Raw genomic sequence first — 24,053 nt, 5'->3', positions numbered from 1 at the left:
AAAGGCTCGACGCGATGGAAACCCTCAACGTCAGCAATGTCAGCCTGACCTATCCAGGCCTCTACTCCGACCAGGCAGTGATCGCGCTCAAGGGCGTGAACCTCGAGGTCAAAAGCGGTGACTTCGTCGTCGCACTCGGTGCCTCCGGCTGTGGTAAGACCACGCTGCTCAACCTGATGGCCGGCTTCATGACGCCGACAGACGGCGACATCACGCTTGGTGGCCGGCAGGTCGTCGGACCCGGCGCAGACCGCGGCGTCGTCTTCCAGAAGCACGCCCTGCTGCCCTGGCTCAACGTCATCGACAACACCGAATTCGGGCTCAAGCTGCGCGGCGTCGACAAGGCGACCCGGCGTGAGCTGGCGACCAAGAACCTGGCCCTTGTCGGCCTGCAGGATTTTCACCGCCACATGATCTACCACCTCTCCGGTGGCATGCAGCAGCGCGTCGGCATCGCCCGGGCGCTGACCTGCGATCCGGCCATGCTTTTGATGGACGAGCCGATGGCAGCACTTGATGCGCTGACCCGCGAAACCATCCAGGAGTTGCTGCTCAAAGTGTGGCAGCTCACCAACAAGATGTTCTTCTTCATCACCCACAGCGTCGAAGAGGCGCTGTTCCTCGGCTCCCGGCTGATCGTCATGTCGCCGCGTCCGGGCCGCATCACCCACACCTATGAGCTCGATTTCAATCGGCGCTTCCTCGAGGAGGGCAACGCACGTGCAATCAAATCCAGCCGCGATTTCATCGACATGCGCGAGCAAATCCTTGGCATCATCTATGGCGACGAGCGCCAGTCCGGCAACCCGGAACTTCTCCATGCTTGAGCGCCTCTCCCGAGCCAAGTCCGTTCGCCCCGGCAAGATCTACGGTGCGCCAGGCGACGGCATGAGCGGGCATATCAGCCTGATCACGGCGCTGGTGCTGTTCGGCCTGTGGCTGCTGATCACCGAGATGGGCTGGGTCAAGCCACTGTTCCTGCCCTCGCCGCTCGCCGTCTGGGACAAGTTCGTCATCGCCATGACCGAAGGCGTCTCCAATTCGACGCTTGTGCAGCATACGCTGGCAAGCCTCGGCCGCGTGCTCGGCGCCTTCTTCCTGGCGTTGTTGACTGCCGTGCCGATCGGCATCCTGATGGGCGTCAACCGCGTGGTGCGCGGCCTCTTCGACCCGATCATCGAATTCTACCGGCCGCTGCCGCCGCTCGCCTACCTGCCACTGATCATCATCTGGCTCGGCATCGGTGAATTCCCAAAGGTGTTCCTGATCTATCTCGCAATCTTCGCACCGATGGCGATCGCCGCCCGGGCGGGTGTCCGCTCGGTCTCGACCGAACAGATCCACGCCGCCTACGCCATGGGCGCCACCCGCGCCCAGGTCATTTCCCAGGTGATCCTCAAGGCAGCCCTGCCCGAGATATTCACCGGCATGCGCATCGGCATCGGCGTTGGCTGGACCACGCTCGTCGCGGCTGAAATGGTCGCCGCCCACAGGGGTCTCGGCTTCATGGTGCTCAACGCCGCCGAATACCTCGCCAGCGACACCGTTATCATGGGCATCATCGTGATCGGGATCTTCGCCTTCGCCTTCGACCTGATGCTCCGTTACCTGGAGAAGGCGCTGATCCCCTGGAAGGGCAAGATCTGATGGCAAGGCTCGCGCACCTGGCGACTTCACCGCCCGGCTGATCTCAGACCTGCAACGACCAACAGACCAGAACCAGTTTGCCGGCTTGTCCGGCCACGGCGAAGCCATGCCTGCTCGGCATCGCCATGAAAGACACGAGGATCACGACATGGCGCTCACCGCCGACGACCTTGCCAACCTGTTCGACGCCTTTAACCGGCACGACATCGAAGGCGTCATGCGCTTCTTCGCCGAGGACTGCGTCTTCAACGGCGTTGCCGGATCCGAAGTCTTCGGCACCCGCTTCGAAGGCGCCGAAGCCATCGCCTCTGCCTTCAGTGGTGTCTGGAAGGCGATGCCCGACGCGCACTGGGCCCATCACAGCCACTTCGTCCATGGCGACCGCGCTGTGTCCGAATGGACCTTCTCGGGCACCAACGCCGACGGCAGCCGCGTCGAGGCGGAAGGCTGCGACCTGTTCACGCTCAGCGGCGGCAAGCTCGTGCGCAAGCAGGCATTCCGCAAGAACCGGCCGCTGATCCCGGCGCCGGCCAGAGGCTGAGCACGGGTCGAAAGGATCGGCAGATGGAACATCAGCTCACACGGCCCACCGCAACCAGAAAGCCCTTCGATCCGGCCTACGATCCGGTTCATGCGGCCAATCCGGGCGCTGGCAAGGACTATGCGCCAACCTACTGGATCGCCACTGCCGGCCCACAGCCGGAGGACGACGGTCCTGTCACACAAGACATCGACGTCGATATCGCAATCATCGGCTCGGGCTACACAGGCCTGTCCTGCGCCATTCATCTGGCCAAGGAGCACGGCATCAAGGCGACAGTGCTCGAAGCCAATGGCGTCGCCTGGGGTTGCAGCACGCGCAATGGCGGCCAGGCGCAGATTTCCGCAGGACGCCTCAAGCGTTCCCAGTGGATCGAGCGCTGGGGCGTCGATGTCGCCAAGAAAATGCATGTCGAGATCGCCGAAGCCTTCGACCTGTTTCGCGACCTGATCCGTTCGCCAGAGATCGACTGCGATCCACAGGACGGCGGCCATCTCTACATCGCCCATCGCGACAAGGTGCTGCCGGCGCTGGAGAAGGAAACGCGCCTGCTCAACGAGGTGTTCGGCTACCGCGCCCGCATGATCGGCCGTGACGAAGTCCACAGCGACTTTGTCCGCGATGCCGAAGCCAAGGGCGCGATGTATGAACCCGACGGCATGGGCATCCATGCCGCCAAGCTCGCCTTTGGTTATCTCAGGTTGGCCCGCAAGCTCGGCGCCAAGGTGCACACGTCGAGCCCCGTGCTCGGCAGCGAACTCAAGGGTGGCGTCCACCATCTGCGCACGCCGGGCGGTGTGGTCCGCGCCCGGGCCGTTTGCATCGCCACCGCCGGCTACACTTCGCCCGGCCTGCACGACGTGACCCGGCACCGGCTGATGCCGATCCTGTCCAACTCTATCGTCACCCGGCCGCTGACATCAGGCGAACGGCAGGAGCTGAACTTCCGGACACACATTCCGCTGACCGACACGCGGACGCTGCGCCACTATTACCGGATGTTGCCGGACGGCCGTATACAGATCGGCAGCCGCAGCGCCATTACCGGGCGCGACGCGATCAATCCAAAGCACCTCGATCGCCTGCTCGAAGGGCTCTACCGCAAGTTCCCGATCCTGCGCGGCATCGAGGTCGATTATTCCTGGTGGGGCTGGGTCGATGTCAGTCACGACATGATGCCGCGCGTCTTCCGCCCGGACCCGAAACAGCAGCTGTTCTACGCCATGGGTTATGGCGGCAACGGCGTCATGTACTCTGCCCAGGCCGGCCGCCGCATGGCCCAAATGGTCGCCGGCAAGGGCGGCGAACTCGACCTGCCGATCTTCACCTCCCCGCTGCCGAGCCACGGTTTGCTGACACCGTTCCGGCGGCTTGGACAGTGGGGAATGTACCGCTGGTATTACCTCAAGGACGAAATCCTCTAGCCCTCCCAAGGCCAGACCAGACCTGCCCCATCGAAAGGAACCATGAAATGAAGATGACCACCGAAGAAGCATTCGTCAAAGTCCTCCAGATGCACGGCATCGAACATGCCTTCGGCATCATTGGCTCGGCCATGATGCCGGTGTCGGACCTGTTCCCCAAGGCCGGCATCAAATTCTGGGACTGCGCCCATGAGACCAATGCCGGCATGATGTGCGACGGCTTCAGCCGAGCCACCGGCACCATGGCGATGGCCATCGGCCAGAACGGTCCCGGCGTCACCGGCTTCATCACCGCGATGAAGACCGCCTACTGGAACCACACGCCGATGCTGATGGTGACCCCGCAGGCATCCAACAAAACCATCGGCCAGGGCGGCTTCCAGGAGGTCGACCAGATGGCAATGTTCGAGGAGATGGTCTGCTACCAGGAAGAGGTGCGCGACCCCTCGCGCATTCCCGAAGTGCTCAATCGGGTGATCGAGAAGGCCTGGCGTGGCTGCGCGCCGGCGCAGATCAACATCCCGCGCGACTACTGGACCCACGTCATCGACGTCGACCTGCCGAGCATCGTCAGGCTCGAGCGGCCATCGGGCGGGCAGCAGGCCATCGCCCAGGCAGCGAAGTTGCTTTCCGAGGCGAAATTCCCGGTCATCCTCAACGGTGCCGGCGTCGTCATCGGCGAAGCCATCGCGGATTCGATGGCGCTGGCCGAACGCCTCGACGCGCCGGTCTGCTGCGGCTACCAGCACAATGACGCCTTCCCCGGCAGCCATCGTCTTGCCGCGGGCCCGCTCGGCTACAACGGCTCGAAGGCAGCGATGGAGCTGATCGCCAAGGCAGACGTTGTGCTGGCGCTCGGCACCCGCCTCAACCCGTTCTCGACCCTGCCCGGCTACGGCATCGACTACTGGCCCAAGAACGCTTCGATCATCCAGGTCGACATCAATGCCGACCGCATCGGCCTGACCAAGAAGGTATCAGTCGGCATCTGCGGTGATGCCAAGCAGGTCGCCCGCCAAATCCTCGAGCAGCTGACCCCGTCAGCCGGCAATGAGGGTCGCGAGCAGCGCAAGGCGGCGATCCACCAGACCCGCTCGGCCTGGCTGCAGCAGCTGTCGTCGATGGACCACGAGGATGACGACGTCGGCACCGAGTGGAACGCTACAGCCCGTCTGCGCGAAGCAGACCGCATGTCGCCGCGCCAGGCCTGGCGCGCCATCCAGGCAGCCCTGCCCAAGGAAGCGATCATCTCCACCGACATTGGCAACAACTGCGCCATCGGCAACGCCTATCCAAGCTTCGAACAGGGCCGAAAGTATCTCGCACCGGGCATGTTCGGCCCTTGCGGCTACGGCTTCCCGTCGATCGTCGGCGCCAAGATCGGCCGTCCCGACGTGCCGGTGGTCGGCTTTGCCGGCGACGGCGCCTTCGGTATCTCGATGAACGAGATGGGCGCGATCGGCCGCGAAGGCTGGCCGGCGATCACCATGGTGATCTTCCGCAACTACCAGTGGGGCGCCGAAAAGCGCAACACGACGCTGTGGTACGACAACAACTTCGTCGGTACCGAGCTCAATCCCAACCTCAGCTACGCCAAGATCGCCGATGGCTGCGGGCTGAAAGGCGTCGTCGCCGACACGCCGGCAGCGCTGACCGCGGCACTTCACAAGGCGATCGAGGATCAGACCAAGGGCGTGACCACCTTCGTTGAGGTCATCCTCAACCAGGAGCTCGGCGAGCCTTTCCGCCGCGACGCGATGAAGAAGCCGGTGCCGGTTGCCGGCATCGAGCGTTCCGACATGCGGCCGCAGCAGCTCGCCTGACCTGGCGACACCCCCTCGCCTGCCCGGTTCCGCCGGGCGGGCAGACCGCAATGCTCAGTGATCTGGGAATGAATTGATGAACACCGCCGCCGCAACCCAACGCTTCAATGGCCTGCCTTCGGTGGTGCAGACCTACTGGCCTGGCCTCGCGGTCACCGGTGCCGTGGCGATTGCCGCCCAGTTCCTATCCGACCACTACGGGGCGCCGGCTATGCTGATGGCGCTGCTGCTCGGCATCGCCTTCCACTTCCTGTCGGAGGAAGGTCGCTGCGTCGCCGGCATCGACTTCTGCGCCAAGAAGGTGCTGCGCATCGGCGTCGCTTTGCTCGGCATGCGCATCAGCGTCGACCTGCTTGTCGGGCTCGGCGCCGGCACCATCCTGCTGCTCGTCGCTGCCATTGCCGCGACCATCGTCTTTGGCCTGATCGCGGCCAAGCTGCTCGGTCGCGGCTGGCGGCTGGCACTGCTGACCAGTGGATCGGTCGCCATTTGCGGCGCTTCCGCTGCCATGGCGATTGCCGCGGTGCTGCCCAAGAACGAGTTCGCCGAACGTAACCTGATCTTCACCGTGCTGTCGGTGACAGTGCTGTCGACGCTCGCCATGATCGCCTATCCGATCATCGCACAGACGATGGGGCTCGATGCTAGAGCCACCGGCATCTTCTTCGGCGGCACCATCCACGATGTCGCACAGGTCGTCGGCGCCGGCTTTTCGGTATCGCCGGAGGCCGGCGAAACGGCAACGCTGGTCAAGCTGATCCGCGTCACCATGCTCGCACCGGTCGTGCTGATCTTCTCCATCGCCACGCGCAATGTTCCCCAGCCGGCAGGTGAGACCGGCAAGCGCCCGCCGCTGCTGCCGGGCTTCGTCATCGCCTTCCTCATCCTTGCCGCTGCCAACTCGTTCGGCCTCGTTCCCGAAGCAGTATCTAAGGTCGGCATGGAAGCGTCGCGCTGGGCACTGCTCGCCGGCATCGTCGCTGTCGGCATGAAGACGTCGCTGCGCCGCGTGCTCGAAGTCGGCGGCGACGCTGTCGCCCTGATCGTCGCCGAGACCATCTTCATCGGCCTCTTCATTCTCGCTGGCATCTACTATCTGGGGCACGCCTGATGAAACCGCTGGAACGCATCATCGAGACCGCGAAACAGGCACCCAGGCGCATCGTGCTCGCCGAAGGCGAGGACCCGCGCATCGTCGAGGCGGCGGTCCGGGCCAGGCGCGAAGGCATCGCCGAAATCACGCTGGTCGGCAATCGCGGCGTCATCGAGCGGCGGCTGGCCGACGTTGGTGCGGACCCGCAGGAATTCCGTATCGAGGACCCGCAAGCTTCGCCCCTCGCCTCCCGGCTCGCCGCTGCCTACCACGAGCTGCGCAAGGCCAAGGGCGTCGATGAGGCAGCGGCGGTCGGAGCGCTGCGCTCGCCATTGATCTTTGCCGCCATGATGGTGCGCGAGGGCGAGGGCGACGGCACGGTCGGCGGGGCAGTTGCCACCACCGCCGACACCGTTCGCGCTGCGCTTCAGACGATCGGTCGTGCACCCGGCGTTGGCCTGGTGTCGAGCTTCTTCCTGATGATGCTGTGCCAACCGCACCACGCCAAGAAGGGAGCCTTCGTCTTCGCCGATTGTGGCCTTGTCGTCGACCCCGATGCCGCCGGCCTGGCCGACATCGCGCGGATGTCAGCTCGCTCCTACCAGGCGCTGGCGGGTGGAGCTGCCAAGGTTGCGATGCTATCGTTTTCGACCAACGGCAGCGCTGCCCATGAACGCGTCTCGAAGGTCGTCGAGGCGACACGCTTGGCACACGCCGCCGACCCCGATCTCGTCATCGACGGCGAACTGCAGTTCGACACCGCCTTCGTCGAGGCCGTCAGCGCCTCCAAGGCGCCCAACTCGGCCTTGCACGGCGAAGCCAATGTCTTTGTCTTTCCCAATCTCGACGCCGCCAACATCGGCTACAAGATCGCCCAGCGCATCGGTGGGGCAGATGCCATCGGCCCGATCCTGCAAGGCCTCGCTAAGCCGGCCAACGACCTCTCTCGCGGCTGCACCGCAGAGGACGCATTTCACATGATCGCGGTGACGGTGGTACAGGCACAAGCGCGATAAGGCGTCACTCCTCTCCGCCAGCGGATAGGAGATGATCGACAGGAACCGGACCGGCAGCTTTGACAGCTGCTCGGGGCCATGCGGCGTGTCGGCTTCGAAGAAGAGGCTGTCACCTGGGGCCATGTGATAGAGCGTCGAGCCGTGGCGATAGGTGATCTCGCCTTCAAGCAGATAAAGGAACTCCATTCCCGCGTGCTGGAACAGCGGGAATGTGTCGGTGTGACTGGCAAGCGTGATGAGGTAAGGCTCGACGGACACTGCGCTGGATGCGGAGCCGATGTAGCCGAGCAGATTGTAATGATGACCGGCGCGTGTGCCGCGCCGTTCCACCTCGACCCCGGTTCCAGCCCGGACGAACACCGCGCTGCGCTCCTCCTCGAAGCTTCTGAGCAGCGCGGTCATCGGCACGCCCAACGCCTGTGACAAGGCTTGCAGCGTGGTCAGCGACGCCGAGATGACACCGTTTTCGATCTTCGACATCATGCCGACCGAGATGTTGGCGGCACAGGCAAGCTCGGTTGCCGTCATGCCGTGACGCTTGCGACAGGCCCGTACCTCCCGGCCTATCGCGGCCTGCAGCTCGTTCTCCCCCGGCACACGAACGGCGTGCGGGTCCTGTTGCAGCGGAACCGCACTGGCTTTCCGGCCAAGCCCAGCCCCGCCCTTTTCAGGGAAGCCAACGGGCCGAGCTTGGTGTAGGGGGATTGAAGCATTCATCGTGGCACCTCCGTTGAGCATTGCGTGCCGCCAGGCTCGCGCCGTAGCAGACGGCCTCTCAGACGAGGCCGCTCACCACTCCGACGCCGGCAATGGCTGCCACCGCGCCGAGCGAACGAACGAAGAGCGCCCCTTTCGCGCTTTCTTTTCCATCGAGCAGCAAGCCACAGCCAAGACCGGCCGCGTGCAGCGCTGCAGTCGCCAGCACAAAGCCCAAACCATAGGCCAGACCACTGGCACTCTCCGGCATCTCCGCACCATGGGCATAGCCATGAAAGACGGCAAAGAAGCCGACCAGCGCCATGGCGGCCGCTACTCCAGCTTGAAGGTTGAATGCAACAACACCGCCAAGGACGACGATGGAAAGTCCGATACCGAGTTCGACGAAGGGAATGGCAATGCCGGCAAGGCCAAGCATGCCGCCAAGCACCATCACCGATACAAAACTTGCCGGCACCAGCCAGCGCGCCCGCCCACCAAGCTGGGACGCGAACAGGCCAACCATCACCATGGCGAGCACATGGTCGAGCCCGCCCAGCGGATGGGTAAAGCCGTGGGCGAAGCCATCGACATGCCCGAGACCGGTATGGGCACTGGCAAGGCTTGGCGCCAGTGCGAAGGCGGTCAGTGCCGCTGTCCTTGCAAAAAACCTGGTATTCATGATCTGCTTCCTTTCATCGACAATGGGTCTGACACGAAGACGTACTCATTTGCGCCGCGGCACGGGTTGCTGCCCGAAGGCCGCCGCGACGGCGAGCATAAACAGGCTTTCGGCGATGCCGCGTGCCGCAATGGCGTCAGCCGCCAGGCAGCGTACGCCCCAGCCAGCTCCGTTGGGGAGCACGGTGATGCCTGTGACCTGGCGTTCCGGCCGGCTAAGGGCGGCAAGTTCGTCGGCTGTGGGAAGCCGGTCGGGTGCGCCGACAAGCATGAAGTTGGACACGACCTTCCAGCCGCCGACGGGCGATGCTGTCCCGGCGAGGTCCGCTCCGACGATTTCGAGATTGTCGCGCACGAGCAGCCGGCCGTCGGCGTCGAGAATGTCGACTCTCGCCTCCAGTCGCTCGAAAGGGCGGCCGCGGCCTTCGGGGTCGTGCCAAGCGAAGGCGTCGGATAACAGCAGAACGGCGCCAGGCGCGAGCCTGGCCTGAGTGAGGCTCGAACAGGCGGCACCGGGAAATAGCACCAACTGATCGGGCGTCAGCGCCAGGAACGCACCATCCGCCAGGATGATCTCTGTCCTCTGGTGCGCCGGCTGACCATGGCAGTCGTGCACCACTGTCGCGGCCTGTGTGGTGACGTGGCCGGCGGCACCCGCACCGACATCGAAACAACTCGAAAGCCTGTCGTCGCGATACAGCCCGCCCGACGAAGACTGCTGATAGACCGTGAGCAGCGACGGGATGGCGGCATCGAGCGCAAACGGCCGCGTCATGTGGAACGGGTAGGAAACGTACTGGCGGCCGATATGCGTGCGTGCGCCGTGGCGGGACAGCACAAGCTCGAAGCGGCCGCTGCGCGCGCCGGGCCGAGTTGGCTGCAGGGTTGGAGCGGTACGCGGTTGGGGCCAGTGGCTCGTCATCTGAACAACACGTCCGAGACAATGCGGTCGGCAATCGCGTCTACCCCGTCATTGCTGCGGCAATTGGTGAGCGCCATCGGCCTGCCAGCCCGCGCGGTCGCGGCTTGCGCTGCCATCGCCGCGAGATCGACGCCGACATAAGGGGCGAGATCGGTCTTGTTGACGACCAGCAGATCGCATTTGAGGACGCCGGGGCCGTTCTTGCGCGGAATGTCGTCGCCGCCGGCGACGTCGATCACGAACATCCACCAGTCGACAAGGTCGAGTGAGAAGGTCGAGGCCAAGTTGTCGCCACCACTCTCGATCAGGATCAGCTCGACATCCGGAAACAGGGCTTCCAGGTCATCGGCGGCGGCGATGTTGAGCGTTGGGTCCTCGCGTATCACCGTGTGCGGACAGGCACCTGCTTCAACGGCGGCGACACGCGCCGGGTCGATCAGGCCCGAGCGGCGGATGCGCTCGGCGTCCTCGGCCGTTACCAGATCGTTTGTGACGATCGCCAGCGACACGCCGCGTGCCGCAAAAGCCGGGATCAACCGTTCGATCAGCGCTGTCTTGCCGGAGCCGACGGGGCCGCCAATGCCGATGCGGGCAGCACCCACACGCGAGGGCAACTGTGAAAGGGAAGACGTCCTGGTGTCCATGGTGTCACCTCAGCATGTAGCGTTGGGTCAGCGGCAGTTCGTGCGCCGGCTCGCAGGTTGCCAGTTCGCCGTCGACAAAGACGTCGAAAGTCTGCGGATCGACGCGGATGTTGGGGCAGGCATCGTTGTGCAGCATGTCCTTCTTCGACAGGGCACGATTGCCGCGCGACGGCAGCAGGGCCTTCTTGAGGTCGAGCGTCGCGGCAAGGCCCCGGTCGATGGCCAGCGGATTGACGAAGCACGCCGAAAGCGCCTGCTTGGCGCGGCCGAAAGCACCCCATTGCGGGCGCAGCAAAAGTGGCTCGCAGGTCATCAGCGAGGCGGCACTGTCGCCCATTACGCCCCAGGCAATGAAGCCCCCCTTGATCACCAGCTCCGGCTTGATGCCGAAGAACGCTGGCCGCCAGATCACGATGTCGGCCATCTTGCCATCCTCGAGCGAGCCAACATGTTCGGCGATGCCGAAAGTGCGGGCCGCATTGATGGTGTATTTGGCGACGTAGCGCTTGATGCGTTCGTTGTCGCCAAAGCGCGTCGCCTCCTCGGGCAGGCGGCCGCGCTGCTTCTTCATCTTGTCGGCGAGCTGCCAGGTGCGGCAGATCACCTCGTTGATGCGGCCCATGCCCTGGCTGTCGGAGCCAAGCATCGAGATGGCGCCAATGTCGTGCAGGATATCTTCTGCCGCGATGGTCTGGGCGCGGATGCGGCTTTCGGCGAAGGCGACATCTTCCGGAATCGCCGGATTGAGGTGATGGCACACCATCGTCATGTCGAGGTGTTCGTCGAAGGTATTGACGGTGTAGGGGTTGGTCGGGTTGGTCGAAGACGGCAGGCACCACGGCACGCCGGCAACGCTGATGATGTCGGGCGCATGGCCGCCGCCGGCACCTTCGGTGTGGTACATGTGGATGGTGCGGCCGTTGATAGCGGCGAGCGTATCCTCGAGGAAGCCGGATTCGTTCAGCGTGTCGGTGTGGATCTGGACCGGGAAGTCGAGCTGATCGGCAACCGTCAGGCAGGTGTCGATTGAGGCCGGCATCGTACCCCAGTCCTCATGCAGCTTGAGGCCAAGGCAACCGGTTTCGATCTGCTCGACAAGCGAGGCCGGCTTGTGCGAATTGCCGCGGCCGAGGAAGCCGAAATTGATCGGCCACTCTTCGGCTGCCTGCAGCATCTTGCCGACATTGAACGGACCGCCGCAATCGATGCCCACGGTGATCGGTCCGAGCGAACCGCCGAGCATCGTGGTGATGCCCGAGGCAATGGCATGATCGCACAGTTGCGCGCTGTCGAAATGCACATGCACGTCGAGCGCACCCGCAGTGGCAATCAGGCCCTCGCAGTCGCGCACCGTGGTTGCCGCCGACACGATCAGGCGTGGATCTACACCGTCCATGATGGCCGGATTGCCGGCCTTGCCTATGCCAACGATCTTGCCATCGCGGATGCCGAGATCGCCCTTGACGATGCCGACGACGGCATCGATCACGGTGACGTTGCACAACAGGAAGTCGAGCGCGCCTTCAGCACTGGTGACGCCAGCGGCAAGGCCGGCTCCGTCGCGCAAGGTCTTGCCGCCGCCATGCAGGCACTCGTCGCCATACACCGCGAAGTCCTTTTCGACGACGGCAACCAGCGAGGTGTCGCCGAGACGAAAACCGTCACCGGTGGTTGGGCCATACATTGCCGCATAGTCGCGGCGTGAAAGGATTGCCATGATCGTTCCTCCCCTCAGGCGCCGCGGAAGCCGCGGGCGCGGGCGTTTTCAAGCGCAGCGGCCTTCACCGCCGCATCGTCGGCTGAGCCATTCGATAGCCCGTTGAGGCCGGAGAGCTGTTGCTGCCCGCCGAAGGTGGTGAGCGGAACATCCTTCTCCTGTCCCGGCTCGAAGCGCACGGCGGTGCCCGCGGCAATGTCGAGGCGCATGCCGAAGGCAGCCGCGCGGTCGAAGTCGAGCGCCTTGTTGACCTCGAAGAAATGGTAGTGGCTGCCGATCTGCACCGGTCGGTCGCCGGTATTGACGACCTTCAGCGTGAGCTTGCGGCGCCCGGCGTTCAGCTCGATGTCGCCGTCTTCGGTGATGATTGCGCCGGGCTCGAGATCGTCGGCCGCGGCACCGGCTGCCGGCCGTAGCGGCTCATGCACGGTGACCAGCTTGGTGCCGTCGCGGAACGTCGCCTCGATCTGCAGCATTGGCAGCATTGCCGCCACGCCGGGCATGACCTCGGCCTGGGTCAGGATGGCGGAACCGAACGACATCATGTCCGCAACCGAGCGCCCTTCCCTGGCGCCCTCGAGAATCTCGTCGGAGATGATGGCAACGGCTTCAGGATAGTTGAGCAACAGGCCTTTGGCCCGGCGTTTGCGCGCAAGTTCGGCCGCCGTGTAGATCGTCAGGCGTTCAAGTTCGGTTGGGGTCAGCAGCATGGCGTGCGCTCCTCATCAATTGGAAAACAGGCGCTGGCCCGAAGCGCCGTGCATCGCGACCGCGATCTCACAAAGGGGCGCGAACGAACGCAACGCTTCATCGTCGGCGACAGGCCTGCAAGCCGCCGCTTCGACCTCGGGCAGCGCCCGGGCGATCGAAGCCTGCGCGTCGATGGCGCCAATCAAGCCGAGCCGCACCGCGGCTGTCCCCAGCGAGGCGACCATCTGGTAGCCGCCGATCGCAACAGCCGTCGCCTCGTCGAGGCCGATTGCCTGCCACGCAAGACCCTGCACGACAGCAAGATGACCGCTGGCCCGGCCATCGCGAACCATCGCGCGATAGGCCGCTGCCCCCTTCGTCCCCAAGCGTCCGTGGGTGGTCAGAAGAGCAGCACCGTTGCGGCGCGAGCCCGACCGCAGTCCCTCCACGAAGGTCGAGGCTTCGACCTCGCGGTCCAGCTCGGCAAGCGCGTCGAGGTCGCCGGCAAGTCGAAAAGCCCGCACCAGCGCGACACGGTCCGCATTGGCCCAGCGATGGCGAATCTGGGTGTCGACGAAGCCAGCGAATTCGAACACGCCCAGCTTGCCGGCTAGCGATGACGACGCCTCGAGCCCTTGCGAGAAGGCAAATCCTCCTGACGGGAACTGCCCGTCGGCGTGCTGGAGAGCGACGAGCAATTGTATCGATGGCTGGTTCATTCGGCGACCTCGCTCATCTCGACGCGGCCGCTTGAGATAAGCGGATCGACGCGCGCGGCATAAGCCGAAGCAGGCCCATCCTGAGCAACGAGGAGGTCGTCGCCGTCGAAGCGGACACGCCAGTGAAGATTGCCGGCGTGGTAGCCTAGTTCCAGCGCATCGCTGGCCGAACGCGGGGTGAACCTCAGCCAGCGCTGCTCCCCAGCGCGCACGATCACCGCGCGATGATGGTCGAGCACAAGCACTGCACCGTCATGAAGCTTCTGGTCGCGTGGCAAAGTGATTGCCACCTCCTCGCCCTTGTCGGTTCGCGCCATCAGCCGCCGCCGGTCGAGATCGCCGACGGCCACAGTCACGAACTCCACGGCATGGTGATGCTCGAGATGGTGGATCGCCTCATGCAAGGCCGGATCGTTTCGGCTGCCAAGCACAGTTTCAACTCGGAGCATCTCAGTAACCTTTCTGCGCTGAACCCATGGTGGGCGTAGTCGGTGTCCGGCAGGCATAAGTACGCGGCAGCACTACAAGCTCATGTGCTTGTGGATCAGTTCATTGCTGAGATCGGCGGTTTGACCGGCCGCCGCGATCTGACCTTTTTCAAGGATGGCAAACCGATGCGCAGCGGTGCGCGCAAAGCGTATCTTCTGCTCGACGAGAATGATGGTCAAACCATAATCCCGATTGAGCGACACGATCGCCTGTTCGATGTGCTCGACGATGTTTGGCTGGATGCCCTCTGTTGGTTCGTCAAGAACAAGAATGCTCGGATCGGTGGCGAGCGCACGGGCAATCGCCAGCTGCTGCTGCTGGCCACCCGAGAGGTTGGTGCCGCGCCGGTTGAGATGGTCCTTCAGGAAAGGAAACAGCGTCCAGACCAGTGGCGGCACCGACGTCTGTCCATCCGCCCGCGCGTTGCAGCCAAGCAAGATGTTGTCGAGCACGCTGAGCCCGGGCACGATCTCGCGCCCCTGCGGGACGTAGCCGATGCCGCGCCGCGCCCGCTGATAGGTAAGATCGCGGCTGATCTCTGCTCCGTCGAGCTCGATGCCGCCTTTGGTCTGCACGCCGATGCCGAGCAAGCTGCGCAACAGCGTCGTCTTGCCAACGCCGTTACGGCCCATGATGCAGAAGACCTCGCCCTTGCGGATTTCAAGGTTGAGATCGTGGATGATATGGCTGGTTCCGTAGAACACATTGAGGTCTTTGAACTTAAGCATGGCTGAGCGTCGCCGATCCAAGATAGGCCTCGATCACTGCGGGATTGCATTCGATCTCCTCCGCAGTTCCCTCGGCAAGTACAGCCCCCTGGTGCATCACCGTGATGGTCCGGCAGATGCGGCGGACGAAGGCCATGTCGTGTTCGATCACCAGCACCGTATGGCCGCCAGCGAGATCAAGCAGCAGCTCGGCCGTCTTGTCGGTTTCAGCCGCCGTCATGCCGGCGGCGGGTTCGTCGAGCAGGATAATCTTGGGGTCCTGGCTCAGTACCATCGCCAGTTCGAGCCACTGCAGCTGGCCGTGCGACAGCTCCGATGCCTTGCGCTTCATCGAGCCAAGCAAGCCGGTCCGCTCGGCAACCGCGATCTCCTTGTCGCTCGGCCCTGACTTCACCCGCTCGAAGAGGTTCTGGAACACGCGGACCCGGCGACTGCTCGCCACCTGGAGATTTTCAAGCACCGTCATGTCCTTGAACACCGTCGGCGTCTGGAACTTGCGACCCACACCACTGCGGGCGATGGCCGCCTCGCCGATGCCGGTGATGTTGCGGTCATGCAGCCAGATCTCACCCTCGGAGGGCAAGGTCTTGCCACACAGCAGATCCAGCAAGGTCGACTTGCCGGCGCCATTGGCGCCGATGATCACCCTGAGTTCGCCATCGGCGATCGACAGGTCGACGTCGCGCACGGCGGGAAATTCGTCAAAGCGAACCGTCAGGTTCCGAGTCCGCAAGATGGGCGCCGCCGAAGCGGCTGCCACGTGTGATGTCTTATGGACGGCATTCATCGTTCACGCCTCCCTTGCCGAAAGCTCTGCCTTAGCGAAGCGCTCGGCCTTGCCGGAGCGTTCGATGAAGGCTTTGAAAATCCCAGCAATCCCGTTCGGCATGAACAGCACGACGACGACGAACAGCAGCCCAAGGATGATCGGCCACACCGGCTGGAAGGTCGCGCTTTCGCTGGCAAGCGAGCCGACGAAATTGACGATCAGCGCGCCGATGCAGGCGCCGAGCAGGGATGCGCGACCGCCGGTCGCGGCCCAGATCACCATCGAGATGCTGAGCGACGTCGCCATCAGCGACGGCGTGGCGAACTCCGAGGTAAGCGTGAACAGCATTCCAGCCAGGCCCGCGACGCCGGCAGACACGCAGAAGATGAAGAGCTTGTAGTTCTCGACGTCGTAGCCGAGGTAGCGGGCGCGCGCCTCGTCTTCGCGAATGGCCTTGAGCACTTGGCCGATGCGTCCGGCCAGCATGTAGCGGGCGAGCAGGATCACCACGATCAGCGTGAACGCGACAGCATAATAGGCGCTCGGTCCGTAGGGGTCGAACTCAAAGCCGCCGATCTCCAGCAGCGCCAGATCAGCCAAGCCGTTGAAGCCGCCGGTCAGCGGCTGGTTGTTGATGATGAGCAACTGACCGATCAACGCGAAGGCCAGCGTGATGATGCTGACATAGACGCCTGTCGTACGCCGCTTGAACATAACGTAGCCGATGCCGGCGGCCAGGATGCAAGGCACGACGATCCCCGCGATCATGCCGACGGCAACCGACCGGAACGGGATCCATAGGAAGGAGCCTGTCGTGACGCAGCAGAGATCGCGAACCGCATCCGGCTCCATGTTGAGCAGCATCAGCTGCGGTACCGGGTTGTTGTCCGGCACGGCGAGGGTCAGCGACATCGCCAGCATGTAGGCGCCCATGCCGAAGAACAGGCCCTGGCCGAGGCTCAGTATGCCGGCATAGCCCCACGACATGCTGATGCCGATCGCGCAGATCGAATAGACCAGGTAGATCGCGACGCGGTTGGTCCAGAAGCTGTTGAGCACCAGCGGAAGCGCCAGCACAACGGCGAAGAAGACGATGTAGGCGATGATGGAAGCGGTGCGGTATGTCATGCGCTCGTCCATGTTGCAGCCAAGCTCAGCGGCTCTTCGTGACGAAGAGACCCTGAGGCTTGAAGAGGAGAATGAAGATCACGACGGCAAACAGGACAGTTCGTCCGTAGACGTCATTTGCCCAGGTGGCGACGAAGCTCTGTACTTCGCCGAGAATGCCTGCCGAGGCGAAGGTGCCGAGCAGATGGCCGACGCCGCCGGCGACGACAACGAGGAAGGCGTCGACGACATAGGGCGTGCCCATGTCAGGCGAAACGGTCTTGAACCCCGACACCAGAACGCCAGCGATGCCGGCGAGGCCGGAGCCATAGGCGAAGGCCAGCATGTTGACGCGCTTGTCGTTGATACCGCAGGCAGCGGCTGTGTTCCGGGCGACCGAAACGGCGCGCAATTGGCTGCCGAAACGCGTCCTGAACATCAGGAGCCAGGTGATGGCGCCCAGTGCCAGTGCGGCGACGAATACGAAGGCCCGATAGACGGGAATGTTGGCGCCGAAGAGTTGAAAGGCCTGCTGCAATTCGGCGGGGACTGGGACGTTCTGCAGATCCGAGCCAAGCCCGTCGATCTCGACACCGAACAGCCCGAGCCCGAAGTGAATCCGGATGAGCTGCTGCAGGATGAGCGCGATGCCCCACGTCGCCAGCAAGGTGTCGAGCAGCCGGCCATAGAGCCTACGCACGACGGTGCGCTCGATGATCAGCCCGAATGTCGCCGTCACCAGGAACGCCAGCGGCAGGCAGAGATAGATGTTGAAGCCGAGATGCTTGGTTGCCAGCACCGTGGTGTAGGCGCCGATCATCACCATCTCGCCATGGGCGAGATTGATGACGTTCATGGTGCCGTAGATGATCGCCAGGCCGAGGGCGACCATGAACAATATCGATGCGATGCTCAGGCCGATGACAAAAGTTTCCATGCCGCTTCCATCCGCGTTGGTCGGGGGCGTGCCGGCGCAGGATCCGCGCCGGCACAGCTGGCAGTCCGTGACTAGAGCGTTGCGCCGCTCGTCGTGCAGACCCGCTTCTCCGCCGTCTCGCCGACGCTTGAGTACGGCAGCGGCACTAGCGGTTCGGCATACTGGTCGACGATATCGAGCAGGCCGTCGGCGCGGGTCTTGCCGATGCGCGGCGTCAGGTAGCTGTGCAGGTTGTCGGGGTCGATGGTGACCTTGCCCTGCGGTGCGTCGAAGGACAGCCCTCCGGCACTTGCCACGATCGCTTCCGGCGCAAGGTCGCCTGCCTTTTCCGCGGCCATCGCCCACATGTTGACACCGACATAGACCGCCTCCATCGCGGCGTGGGTAACGGCATCGGCGCCTGCATAGGCCTTGAAGGCCTCGACGAACACCTTGTTCTGAGGCGTGTCGACCGTCTGGAAATAGGGCAGCGAGACGTAGCTGCCGAGCGCATATTCGGGACCCATCGCCTTGATTTCGACTTCCGTCGTTGTCGACGAACACAAGGGCAGCTTGTCAAAGTCGTAACCCTGGTTGCGCAGCTCCCTGTAGAAGGCGACGATCGAGTCGCCGACGACGTTGGAGAAGATCACATCGGCGCCGCTGGAGCCGATCTTGGAGACCATCGACGCCCATTCGGTGTGGCCGAGCGGCAGGTACTCGTCACCGACGACCTGCATGCCGATCTTTTCGCAGATCGTCTTCGACGTCTTGGCCATGCCGCGTGGGAAGGCATAGTCGGAGCCGACGATAAAGACCTTGTTCTTGCCAAGGCTCTTCTGCAGCCACGGAAGCGAATTTTCCAACTGCTGATTGGGCACAGCGGAGCCAGCATAGAGCACGTTCTTGGAGCACTCCTCGCCTTCATACCAGGTCGGCCAGACCAGCAAGCCCTTGCGCCGTTCGACGACCGGCAGGACCGCCTTACGGCTTGCGGTGGTATAGCAGCCGAAGATCACGGGAACCTGGTCCTCGATCGTGAGCTTGCGCGCCTTTTCACTGTAGATGCGCGGTTCGGACGCCGGATCCTCGATGATCGCGCGCAGCTTGCGGCCAAGGACACCGCCCTTGGCGTTGATTTCGTCAATTGCCATCTGGGCGCACTGGTTCATCGATTTCTCGACGATCGCCGTGGTCCCGGTCAGCGAATACATGATGCCGACGGGAATCTCGTCGGCTGCCCAGGCCTTGTCGCCGAGACGCAGGATCGCCGGAGCGGCCAATCCTACAGCCGCGAGGCCCGACACTTTCAGAAAGGTACGCCTATCATGGTTCTTCATTGGTCCTCCTGTTCGCATCGTTGTGCGTTTGATTTTTTGTGAAGCCGCCCCATTCGCGACCAACTACAGGCTGTATTAGAAAATTATAATAAGCAACAGTTTTTAGTATATTTTTCCCTCCTCAAAACAAGTGTTTAAATAGAACCCCTCGCTATCACAAATGGCGAGCAATAATGCAATTCACTATTTCGATGAATTACTCATTTGTTCTTCTACAATCGCAATAATCTCCAGGCAGGAAGCGACAGACCCGACCGAAATCGAGGCGAGCCGCCGCCGAGCAAAGGCGATGTCGCGCACGCGTTCGCATGCGCTGACCAACGAGCGTCAAGAAGTGCTGCAGATCGAACCAACGGCTGCCAACGGCCTTGTCGGAAGCCGAAAAACAAAAAAGCCCGCCAACTCCGATAAGGAGTTTGCGGGCTACATAGCCACTCGGTGCAGACCACATTGTCTCACACCGTATCGACGCCAAGCTTCACCCGGCGTCAATTATGTTTCATACTAGTCACGCATATCCTTGTACGTCAAGAGCTCATGCGCGTTGATGATCGCGCTCGCCAGATCGTCCATCGGAACGCGTTTCGCCATCGCTTGCCGGCGAATGTTCTCATACGCATCCTGCTCGCTAAGGCCTTGCGTTTCCATCAGAATATTCTTCGCACGCAGGATGCGGTTGTTACCGGCCAGCTTCCGCTCCAGCTTGCGGATACGCTTGCTGGCATTCTGCCGCTCGAGCCAGAGCGCGCGCGCGATGGTCAAATTGGTCAGCAGGCCGAACGGGCGGATCGGCCGCTCGATAACCGCCAGCGCCCCGCACTCCAGCACCACCTGCAGCGTGCTCGGATCCTCATAGGTCACCACCGCCACCAAGGCGGGATCGGACGGCTGCACGGGCCGAAACAGGCTCAGGATCTTGTCGCGGTTCTCCTGCTCGATTGAAACGAGCACCACCACCGCGGAGGGGCTTATTGCGTCGGGCAAAGGCCAGGTCGTCTCGCAGCTGCAGCCGATGCGCCTGAGATGCTCGACCAAGGCCAGCCCCGCCTGATCCGGCGGATGGATGACTTGGACGCGCAAGCCCTTCAGATCGTGGAGAATACTGGTTGGCACCGAAAACGACCCGCTATGCTTTGCGTTTCAGTTGATGGGGCTTGCTCATCCAATCATCGAATGACGCAGTGACGAAATAAGGATCCGGCCTGATCCTCGTCTCGGACTGCCAGATAACGTCAAATTTGCCCTCCGCGTTGACTCGCCCGATGCGCGACCACAGTTCCGTATGGTGGTTGTCGGGGTCAATGCGTATCCGCCCTTGCGGCGCTTCGAACTCCAGCCCGGCGAGATGCTTGGCCAGCGCTTCCGGCTCGTCCGTGCCAGCCAGTTCCAGGGCCTTGGCGTAGAGATGGACCTGAAAATAGGCAGCCTCGGCGCCCGCCGTGACTGGCGCATCGGCGCCAAACCGTTGCTTGTAGGCCGAAACGAACCGCCGCGCCTGCGGTGTGTCGAGCGTTTCGAAGAACGACGCGGACGTCAGGTGCCCCGCCGCGATATCAGGCGCCATCTCGGCAACTTCGGCTTCGGTCGTCGTCAGGCTGGCTATTGGCATCGTCTCGACGTCGAAGCCGGCCTCCTTGTAGGCCTCGTAGAGCATGACCGCGCCAGTGCCGACAACGGTCGACACCACGATGTCCGGCTTCAGCTTGCCGATCTGCTTGATGACACGGTTGAAATCCTTGCGCACCGCTTCGACCGGCACATAAATCTCGTCGAGAATGGTCCCCTTGGCCCTGGTCACCAAATCCATGACGACGCGGTTGTACTCGTAGGGAAACACGTAGTTCGAGCCGACCAGCAGGAAACGTGTGCCGTAGTTCTCGATCAAATAGCGCGCAAGCTGGACTGCGTTCTGGTTCGACGACGAACCGGTATAAAAGCAACGCGTCGAATACTCGAACCCCTCGTAGAAGGTCGGGTAAAACAGCATGCCGCGATAGGCTTCGATTTCAGGCAGGACGGCTTTTCGGGCCGACGACATGTAGCATCCGAAAATGATCTTGATGCCATCCTCGGCGAGAAGGCGAACAGCAAGTTCCTGGTACTTCTTGGCCGAACATTCCGGATCGTAGAAGACGGCGTTTATCTGTCGCCCGCGCACACCGCCCGCTGCATTGATCTCTTCGATCGCAAGGCGCGTCGCGTTCGCTTCGGCCGTCTCGGCCGCAGCGGTCACCCCGCTGCTGGAAAACAGGACGCCAATCCGCCAGTCACCATTCGCCATGCGATATAAGCCACCTATTGAGCCGGTCAATACAATATACCCAGTCATCGGCGCGAGCCGGGCGGAGTCTGTTTTGGGAGATTTGGGAAACGCCACTGTTTCCAATCCCATAGAGATATCCTGACCGCTCGGGAAAGGCAACGCGGGCTCTGCGGCGCGACTACGCAGGCCGAGAGTGTCCATGAGCTGGAGTCGCACGTGTTCCCTGCCATAGCCGGCAAGAAGGCGATCGGCGGACCGCCTCCGTCAGCCATATTCAGGCGGCTTGTCCCATCAACCGTCAGGCGTTTCCGGTGAGCATGTCATAGAGGGCCAGCGTCACGACATTGGTCGCCAGGACAAGGTCATCGATCCTGAGCTTCTCATCGGCGCGGTGCGCATTGGCCTCGAGCATCGTCCGCGGACCGGCGCCGTACAGCACGGTCGGAATGCCGGCGTTGCTGTAGTGCCGCGCGTCTGTGTAGAGCGGCACGCCATGGGTCGGCACGGTCTCGCCGACGAGTTCCGAAGCATGCCGCTGCAAGGCGCCAGCCAGGCGCGCCTGTCCCTCGAGCGGCTTCAGCGGGTTGGCCAGCATGAGTTGGCGGACATGGCATTCGACGCCCGGCATCTCCCGCGCAGTGGCCTCAATGAAGGCGATCAGGTCGCGCGCCACCGCCGGGCCGTCCTCTTCCGGGATCATGCGGCGGTCGACGCGCATCACGATCTTGTCGGGAACCACATTGGTGTTGATGCCGCCAGAGATCAGCCCGACGACCAGCGACGGCGTGGTGATGCCTTCGACCGAAGAGCGTTGCTCAGCAAAGCCTGAGCGCAGCGAATAGAGCCGGCTCAGGATGTGGGTTGCAGCCTCGAGCGCATCGATGCCGGTTTCAGGCCGTGCCGCGTGGGCAGACTTGCCGCGGACATCGATGTCGAGATGCAGGCAGCCATTATGGGCAGTGACCACACCGTAGGACAGGCCGGCGCAGATCGCGTAATCCGGCTTGGTCAGCCCTTGCTGCAGAAGGTAGAGCGGCCCGATGTCGCCACCAACCTCCTCGTCGTAGGTTAAGTGAATTTCGATCGTGCCCGACAGCTTCTCGCCCAGCGAGCGCAGCGCCAACAGCGCATAGGCGTAGGTGACGAAGTCGGATTTCGAGGTCGCGACGCCTCGGCCATACATCCAGCCATCCTTGACCTCGGCGCCATAGGGATCGACCGTCCAGCCCTCGCCAGGTGCCACGACGTCGCCATGCGCGTTGAGCGCGATGGTCGGGCCGGGACCAAAGCTGTGCCGGACGATCAGGTTGGTGGCACTGATCATGCCGACGCTCGCAACCAGCGCGTCGGGCACCTTGTGCCGCTCGACCGTGAAGCCCAAGGCTTCATAGAGCTGAGCAGCTCGATCGGCATGCGCCGCACAGTCCCCGGGCGGATTGTCAGACGGCACCTTGACGAGTTCCGCCAGCATGCGCACCTGGTCGTCGCGATGCGCCCCGACGTAATCCAGCAGGCGCTCCGAACCGAGGCCGGGACTTTTTGCGATGGGGTTCGGTTCCATTAGGGTCTTCCCTGAAAATTCTCGATGAAATGCAGGAGCGTGGCCGCTCCCGTTGCGACGTCCTCGGCAGTGACCGACTCTTCCGGCGAATGGCTGATGCCGTCCTTGCAACGGACGAAGATCATGCCGATGCCGGTCATCGTGCTCATCGCCATGCCGTCATGGCCGGCGCCGCTTGGCAGGCGCAGGGGCCGCACCCCGGCTGCTTCGACCGCGGTCGCGATGCGGTCGACGAAATCGGGTGCGCACGGGCATGAATGGAGATCGAGTATCGTGTCGATGTTGATCTCCACGCCGCGCCGCGCCGCGATGTTTCCGGCAGCGATTCCAAGCTCGTCGAAGGCGGCGTGTCGAATGCCGTCGACCTGCGAACGCAAGTCGACCGTCAGCGAGACCTCGCCTGGAATGACGTTGATCAATCCGGGCTCCGCCTTGATGAAGCCGACGGTGCCGACCGTGTCCGGATAGGCAGAGGCGATTCGCTCGACCGCGAGCGCGATTTCGCTTGCGGCCAGAAGCGGATCCTTGCGCATGCCCATCGGTACCGTGCCGGCATGATTGGCCGCTCCATTCAGCCGCATCACCGCGCGCGTCTGTCCGCTGATCGCGGTCACCACGCCGACGGGCAGGTTGGCCGCCTGCAGTACCGGTCCCTGCTCGATATGCAGCTCGACGTAGCCGATCACCTCGTCGGGGCGGTGGGCAGCATTGCCGACGGCGCCGGGATCGAGCCCGAACGCGACCATTGCCTCGCGAACGCTGTGGCCGTCGGCATCCGTTGCGTCCAGCAGGTCGTCGCCGAACTGCCCGGTGATCGCGCGGCTTCCGGCAAGCGTCGTCCTGAACCGGGTGCCCTCCTCGTCGGCGAATGCGACGACTTCGACGCCGAATGGCAGGCGGCGACCACGGCCATGGAGCACGGCGACGCAGTCGAGCGAGGTCAGCACGCCGAGGGGGCCGTCATAGCGGCCGGCATGGACGACGCTGTCCATATGCGAGCCGGTGACGAGATAGGGGCCTCCGCCGCTCACGGAATGGTAGCGGCCGACAACGTTGCCGGCCTCGTCGATGCGCGCGTCCATACCGGCATCGCGCATCCATCCGGCAATGGTTTCGGCGGCTGAGCGGTGTTGCTGTGAAAGATAAAGTCGCGTCACGCCAGCACCCGGCACGCTGATGCTGCCAAGCTCGTTGCAGCGCCGCATGATGCGCTGCCCGGCGTCGGTCTCGCTGAGATAGTTCGACATGATGCGTTCCCGGGCCGCTG

General features: G+C 63.3%; 23 protein-coding genes and 1 pseudogene. 7 read left to right on the top strand and 17 right to left on the bottom strand.

Annotated elements, in window-relative coordinates:
• Positions 1 to 14 precede the first annotated feature (14 nt).
• The 7 genes from J1C56_RS14875 to pta all read left to right on the top strand — a co-directional run bounded on the left by J1C56_RS14875 (position 15) and on the right by pta (position 7,544).
• Positions 15 to 827: a taurine ABC transporter ATP-binding protein gene (locus tag J1C56_RS14875; protein ID WP_214390721.1), complete on the top strand. Its 813-nt coding sequence runs from the start codon at positions 15 to 17 to the stop codon at positions 825 to 827.
• On the top strand, positions 820 to 1,647 hold the full coding sequence (locus J1C56_RS14870) for an ABC transporter permease subunit (protein WP_214390719.1): 828 nt from the start codon (positions 820 to 822) through the stop codon (positions 1,645 to 1,647). The genes J1C56_RS14875 and J1C56_RS14870 overlap by 8 nt, the downstream gene beginning before the upstream one ends.
• Before the next feature lie 148 nt (positions 1,648 to 1,795).
• A complete protein-coding gene (locus J1C56_RS14865; protein WP_214390717.1) occupies positions 1,796 to 2,188 on the top strand; it encodes a nuclear transport factor 2 family protein in 393 nt (130 codons plus the stop codon).
• A 23-nt stretch (positions 2,189 to 2,211) separates the two neighbouring features.
• Positions 2,212 to 3,612 carry an NAD(P)/FAD-dependent oxidoreductase gene (locus J1C56_RS14860; RefSeq protein ID WP_214390715.1) on the top strand — a complete coding sequence of 467 codons (1,401 nt, stop codon included), beginning with the start codon at positions 2,212 to 2,214 and terminating at the stop codon, positions 3,610 to 3,612.
• A 47-nt stretch (positions 3,613 to 3,659) separates the two neighbouring features.
• Positions 3,660 to 5,435, top strand: a complete 1,776-nt coding sequence (gene xsc, locus J1C56_RS14855; protein WP_214390705.1) for a sulfoacetaldehyde acetyltransferase — start codon at positions 3,660 to 3,662, stop codon at positions 5,433 to 5,435.
• A 76-nt stretch (positions 5,436 to 5,511) separates the two neighbouring features.
• Entirely contained in the window at positions 5,512 to 6,546 is a 1,035-nt protein-coding gene (locus J1C56_RS14850) for a YeiH family protein (RefSeq protein ID WP_214390703.1), read from the top strand.
• Positions 6,546 to 7,544, top strand: a complete 999-nt coding sequence (gene pta, locus J1C56_RS14845) for a phosphate acetyltransferase (RefSeq protein WP_214390701.1) — start codon at positions 6,546 to 6,548, stop codon at positions 7,542 to 7,544. Before J1C56_RS14850 ends, pta begins: the two co-directional genes overlap by 1 nt.
• A gap of 21 nt (positions 7,545 to 7,565) precedes the next feature.
• Here pta and J1C56_RS14840 read toward each other — a convergent pair.
• The 17 genes and pseudogenes from J1C56_RS14840 to J1C56_RS14760 all read right to left on the bottom strand — a co-directional run.
• Positions 7,566 to 8,261 (bottom strand): annotated as a pseudogene (locus J1C56_RS14840) (helix-turn-helix domain-containing protein); the annotation flags it as partial.
• Positions 8,262 to 8,319: 58 nt separating this feature from the next.
• Entirely contained in the window at positions 8,320 to 8,922 is a 603-nt protein-coding gene (locus J1C56_RS14835) for a HupE/UreJ family protein (RefSeq protein WP_214390699.1), read from the bottom strand.
• A 45-nt stretch (positions 8,923 to 8,967) separates the two neighbouring features.
• Complete coding sequence (locus tag J1C56_RS14830) at positions 8,968 to 9,843, bottom strand: urease accessory protein UreD (protein ID WP_214390697.1); 876 nt, start codon at positions 9,841 to 9,843, stop codon at positions 8,968 to 8,970.
• On the bottom strand, positions 9,840 to 10,487 hold the full coding sequence (gene ureG / locus J1C56_RS14825; protein ID WP_214390695.1) for an urease accessory protein UreG: 648 nt from the start codon (positions 10,485 to 10,487) through the stop codon (positions 9,840 to 9,842). The genes J1C56_RS14830 and ureG overlap by 4 nt, the downstream gene beginning before the upstream one ends.
• A 4-nt stretch (positions 10,488 to 10,491) precedes the next feature.
• Positions 10,492 to 12,204 carry an urease subunit alpha gene (gene ureC, locus J1C56_RS14820; protein WP_214390693.1) on the bottom strand — a complete coding sequence of 571 codons (1,713 nt, stop codon included), beginning with the start codon at positions 12,202 to 12,204 and terminating at the stop codon, positions 10,492 to 10,494.
• Positions 12,205 to 12,218: 14 nt separating this feature from the next.
• Positions 12,219 to 12,914, bottom strand: coding sequence for an urease subunit beta (locus J1C56_RS14815; RefSeq protein WP_184773554.1), 696 nt, complete (start codon positions 12,912 to 12,914; stop codon positions 12,219 to 12,221).
• Positions 12,915 to 12,929: 15 nt separating this feature from the next.
• Positions 12,930 to 13,613, bottom strand: a complete 684-nt coding sequence (locus J1C56_RS14810) for an urease accessory protein UreF (protein WP_184773556.1) — start codon at positions 13,611 to 13,613, stop codon at positions 12,930 to 12,932.
• Positions 13,610 to 14,062 carry an urease accessory protein UreE gene (gene ureE, locus J1C56_RS14805; protein ID WP_214390691.1) on the bottom strand — a complete coding sequence of 151 codons (453 nt, stop codon included), beginning with the start codon at positions 14,060 to 14,062 and terminating at the stop codon, positions 13,610 to 13,612. The genes J1C56_RS14810 and ureE overlap by 4 nt, the downstream gene beginning before the upstream one ends.
• Before the next feature lie 72 nt (positions 14,063 to 14,134).
• A complete protein-coding gene (gene urtE, locus J1C56_RS14800; protein WP_214390689.1) occupies positions 14,135 to 14,830 on the bottom strand; it encodes an urea ABC transporter ATP-binding subunit UrtE in 696 nt (231 codons plus the stop codon).
• Complete coding sequence (gene urtD, locus J1C56_RS14795; protein ID WP_214390687.1) at positions 14,823 to 15,617, bottom strand: urea ABC transporter ATP-binding protein UrtD; 795 nt, start codon at positions 15,615 to 15,617, stop codon at positions 14,823 to 14,825. The genes urtE and urtD overlap by 8 nt, the downstream gene beginning before the upstream one ends.
• Before the next feature lie 3 nt (positions 15,618 to 15,620).
• On the bottom strand, positions 15,621 to 16,727 hold the full coding sequence (gene urtC, locus J1C56_RS14790; protein WP_214390685.1) for an urea ABC transporter permease subunit UrtC: 1,107 nt from the start codon (positions 16,725 to 16,727) through the stop codon (positions 15,621 to 15,623).
• 25 nt (positions 16,728 to 16,752) lie between these two features.
• Entirely contained in the window at positions 16,753 to 17,643 is an 891-nt protein-coding gene (gene urtB / locus J1C56_RS14785; RefSeq protein WP_214390683.1) for an urea ABC transporter permease subunit UrtB, read from the bottom strand.
• 71 nt (positions 17,644 to 17,714) lie between these two features.
• Positions 17,715 to 18,962, bottom strand: a complete 1,248-nt coding sequence (locus J1C56_RS14780) for a transporter substrate-binding domain-containing protein (protein WP_214390674.1) — start codon at positions 18,960 to 18,962, stop codon at positions 17,715 to 17,717.
• Between the two features lie 504 nt (positions 18,963 to 19,466).
• Positions 19,467 to 20,075 carry an ANTAR domain-containing response regulator gene (locus J1C56_RS14775; RefSeq protein WP_214390672.1) on the bottom strand — a complete coding sequence of 203 codons (609 nt, stop codon included), beginning with the start codon at positions 20,073 to 20,075 and terminating at the stop codon, positions 19,467 to 19,469.
• 13 nt (positions 20,076 to 20,088) lie between these two features.
• The gene (locus tag J1C56_RS14770) at positions 20,089 to 21,243 is read right to left on the bottom strand and encodes a transporter substrate-binding domain-containing protein (protein ID WP_214390670.1); all 1,155 of its coding nucleotides are present in this window, start codon (positions 21,241 to 21,243) and stop codon (positions 20,089 to 20,091) included.
• 280 nt (positions 21,244 to 21,523) lie between these two features.
• Complete coding sequence (locus J1C56_RS14765; RefSeq protein WP_214390662.1) at positions 21,524 to 22,786, bottom strand: ArgE/DapE family deacylase; 1,263 nt, start codon at positions 22,784 to 22,786, stop codon at positions 21,524 to 21,526.
• The gene (locus tag J1C56_RS14760) at positions 22,786 to 24,033 is read right to left on the bottom strand and encodes an allantoate amidohydrolase (protein WP_214390660.1); all 1,248 of its coding nucleotides are present in this window, start codon (positions 24,031 to 24,033) and stop codon (positions 22,786 to 22,788) included. Before J1C56_RS14760 ends, J1C56_RS14765 begins: the two co-directional genes overlap by 1 nt.
• Between the last annotated feature and the right edge of the window lie 20 nt (positions 24,034 to 24,053).

Source organism: Aminobacter anthyllidis, assembly GCF_018555685.1.
Taxonomy (GTDB): domain Bacteria; phylum Pseudomonadota; class Alphaproteobacteria; order Rhizobiales; family Rhizobiaceae; genus Aminobacter; species Aminobacter anthyllidis.
Note: the sequence above shows the minus strand (reverse complement) of the source record. Positions and strands in the feature narration are given on the sequence as shown.

Bases quoted from the DNA above. Each gene is read 5' to 3' on its own strand.
- pta (WP_214390701.1), top strand. From the start codon at position 6,546: ATGAAACCGCTGGAACGCATCATCGAGACCGCGAAACAGGCACCCAGG.
- ureE (WP_214390691.1), bottom strand. From the start codon at position 14,062: ATGCTCCGAGTTGAAACTGTGCTTGGCAGCCGAAACGATCCGGCCTTG.
- J1C56_RS14780 (WP_214390674.1), bottom strand. From the start codon at position 18,962: ATGAAGAACCATGATAGGCGTACCTTTCTGAAAGTGTCGGGCCTCGCG.
- J1C56_RS14770 (WP_214390670.1), bottom strand. From the start codon at position 21,243: ATGGCGAATGGTGACTGGCGGATTGGCGTCCTGTTTTCCAGCAGCGGG.
- J1C56_RS14860 (WP_214390715.1), top strand. From the start codon at position 2,212: ATGGAACATCAGCTCACACGGCCCACCGCAACCAGAAAGCCCTTCGAT.
- J1C56_RS14830 (WP_214390697.1), bottom strand. From the start codon at position 9,843: ATGACGAGCCACTGGCCCCAACCGCGTACCGCTCCAACCCTGCAGCCA.
- urtD (WP_214390687.1), bottom strand. From the start codon at position 15,617: ATGAATGCCGTCCATAAGACATCACACGTGGCAGCCGCTTCGGCGGCG.
- J1C56_RS14875 (WP_214390721.1), top strand. From the start codon at position 15: ATGGAAACCCTCAACGTCAGCAATGTCAGCCTGACCTATCCAGGCCTC.
- urtB (WP_214390683.1), bottom strand. From the start codon at position 17,643: ATGGAAACTTTTGTCATCGGCCTGAGCATCGCATCGATATTGTTCATG.
- J1C56_RS14865 (WP_214390717.1), top strand. From the start codon at position 1,796: ATGGCGCTCACCGCCGACGACCTTGCCAACCTGTTCGACGCCTTTAAC.
- J1C56_RS14760 (WP_214390660.1), bottom strand. From the start codon at position 24,033: ATGTCGAACTATCTCAGCGAGACCGACGCCGGGCAGCGCATCATGCGG.
- ureC (WP_214390693.1), bottom strand. From the start codon at position 12,204: ATGGCAATCCTTTCACGCCGCGACTATGCGGCAATGTATGGCCCAACC.
- J1C56_RS14765 (WP_214390662.1), bottom strand. From the start codon at position 22,786: ATGGAACCGAACCCCATCGCAAAAAGTCCCGGCCTCGGTTCGGAGCGC.
- J1C56_RS14850 (WP_214390703.1), top strand. From the start codon at position 5,512: ATGAACACCGCCGCCGCAACCCAACGCTTCAATGGCCTGCCTTCGGTG.
- J1C56_RS14810 (WP_184773556.1), bottom strand. From the start codon at position 13,613: ATGAACCAGCCATCGATACAATTGCTCGTCGCTCTCCAGCACGCCGAC.
- urtE (WP_214390689.1), bottom strand. From the start codon at position 14,830: ATGCTTAAGTTCAAAGACCTCAATGTGTTCTACGGAACCAGCCATATC.
- xsc (WP_214390705.1), top strand. From the start codon at position 3,660: ATGAAGATGACCACCGAAGAAGCATTCGTCAAAGTCCTCCAGATGCAC.
- J1C56_RS14815 (WP_184773554.1), bottom strand. From the start codon at position 12,914: ATGCTGCTGACCCCAACCGAACTTGAACGCCTGACGATCTACACGGCG.
- urtC (WP_214390685.1), bottom strand. From the start codon at position 16,727: ATGACATACCGCACCGCTTCCATCATCGCCTACATCGTCTTCTTCGCC.
- ureG (WP_214390695.1), bottom strand. From the start codon at position 10,487: ATGGACACCAGGACGTCTTCCCTTTCACAGTTGCCCTCGCGTGTGGGT.
- J1C56_RS14835 (WP_214390699.1), bottom strand. From the start codon at position 8,922: ATGAATACCAGGTTTTTTGCAAGGACAGCGGCACTGACCGCCTTCGCA.
- J1C56_RS14870 (WP_214390719.1), top strand. From the start codon at position 820: ATGCTTGAGCGCCTCTCCCGAGCCAAGTCCGTTCGCCCCGGCAAGATC.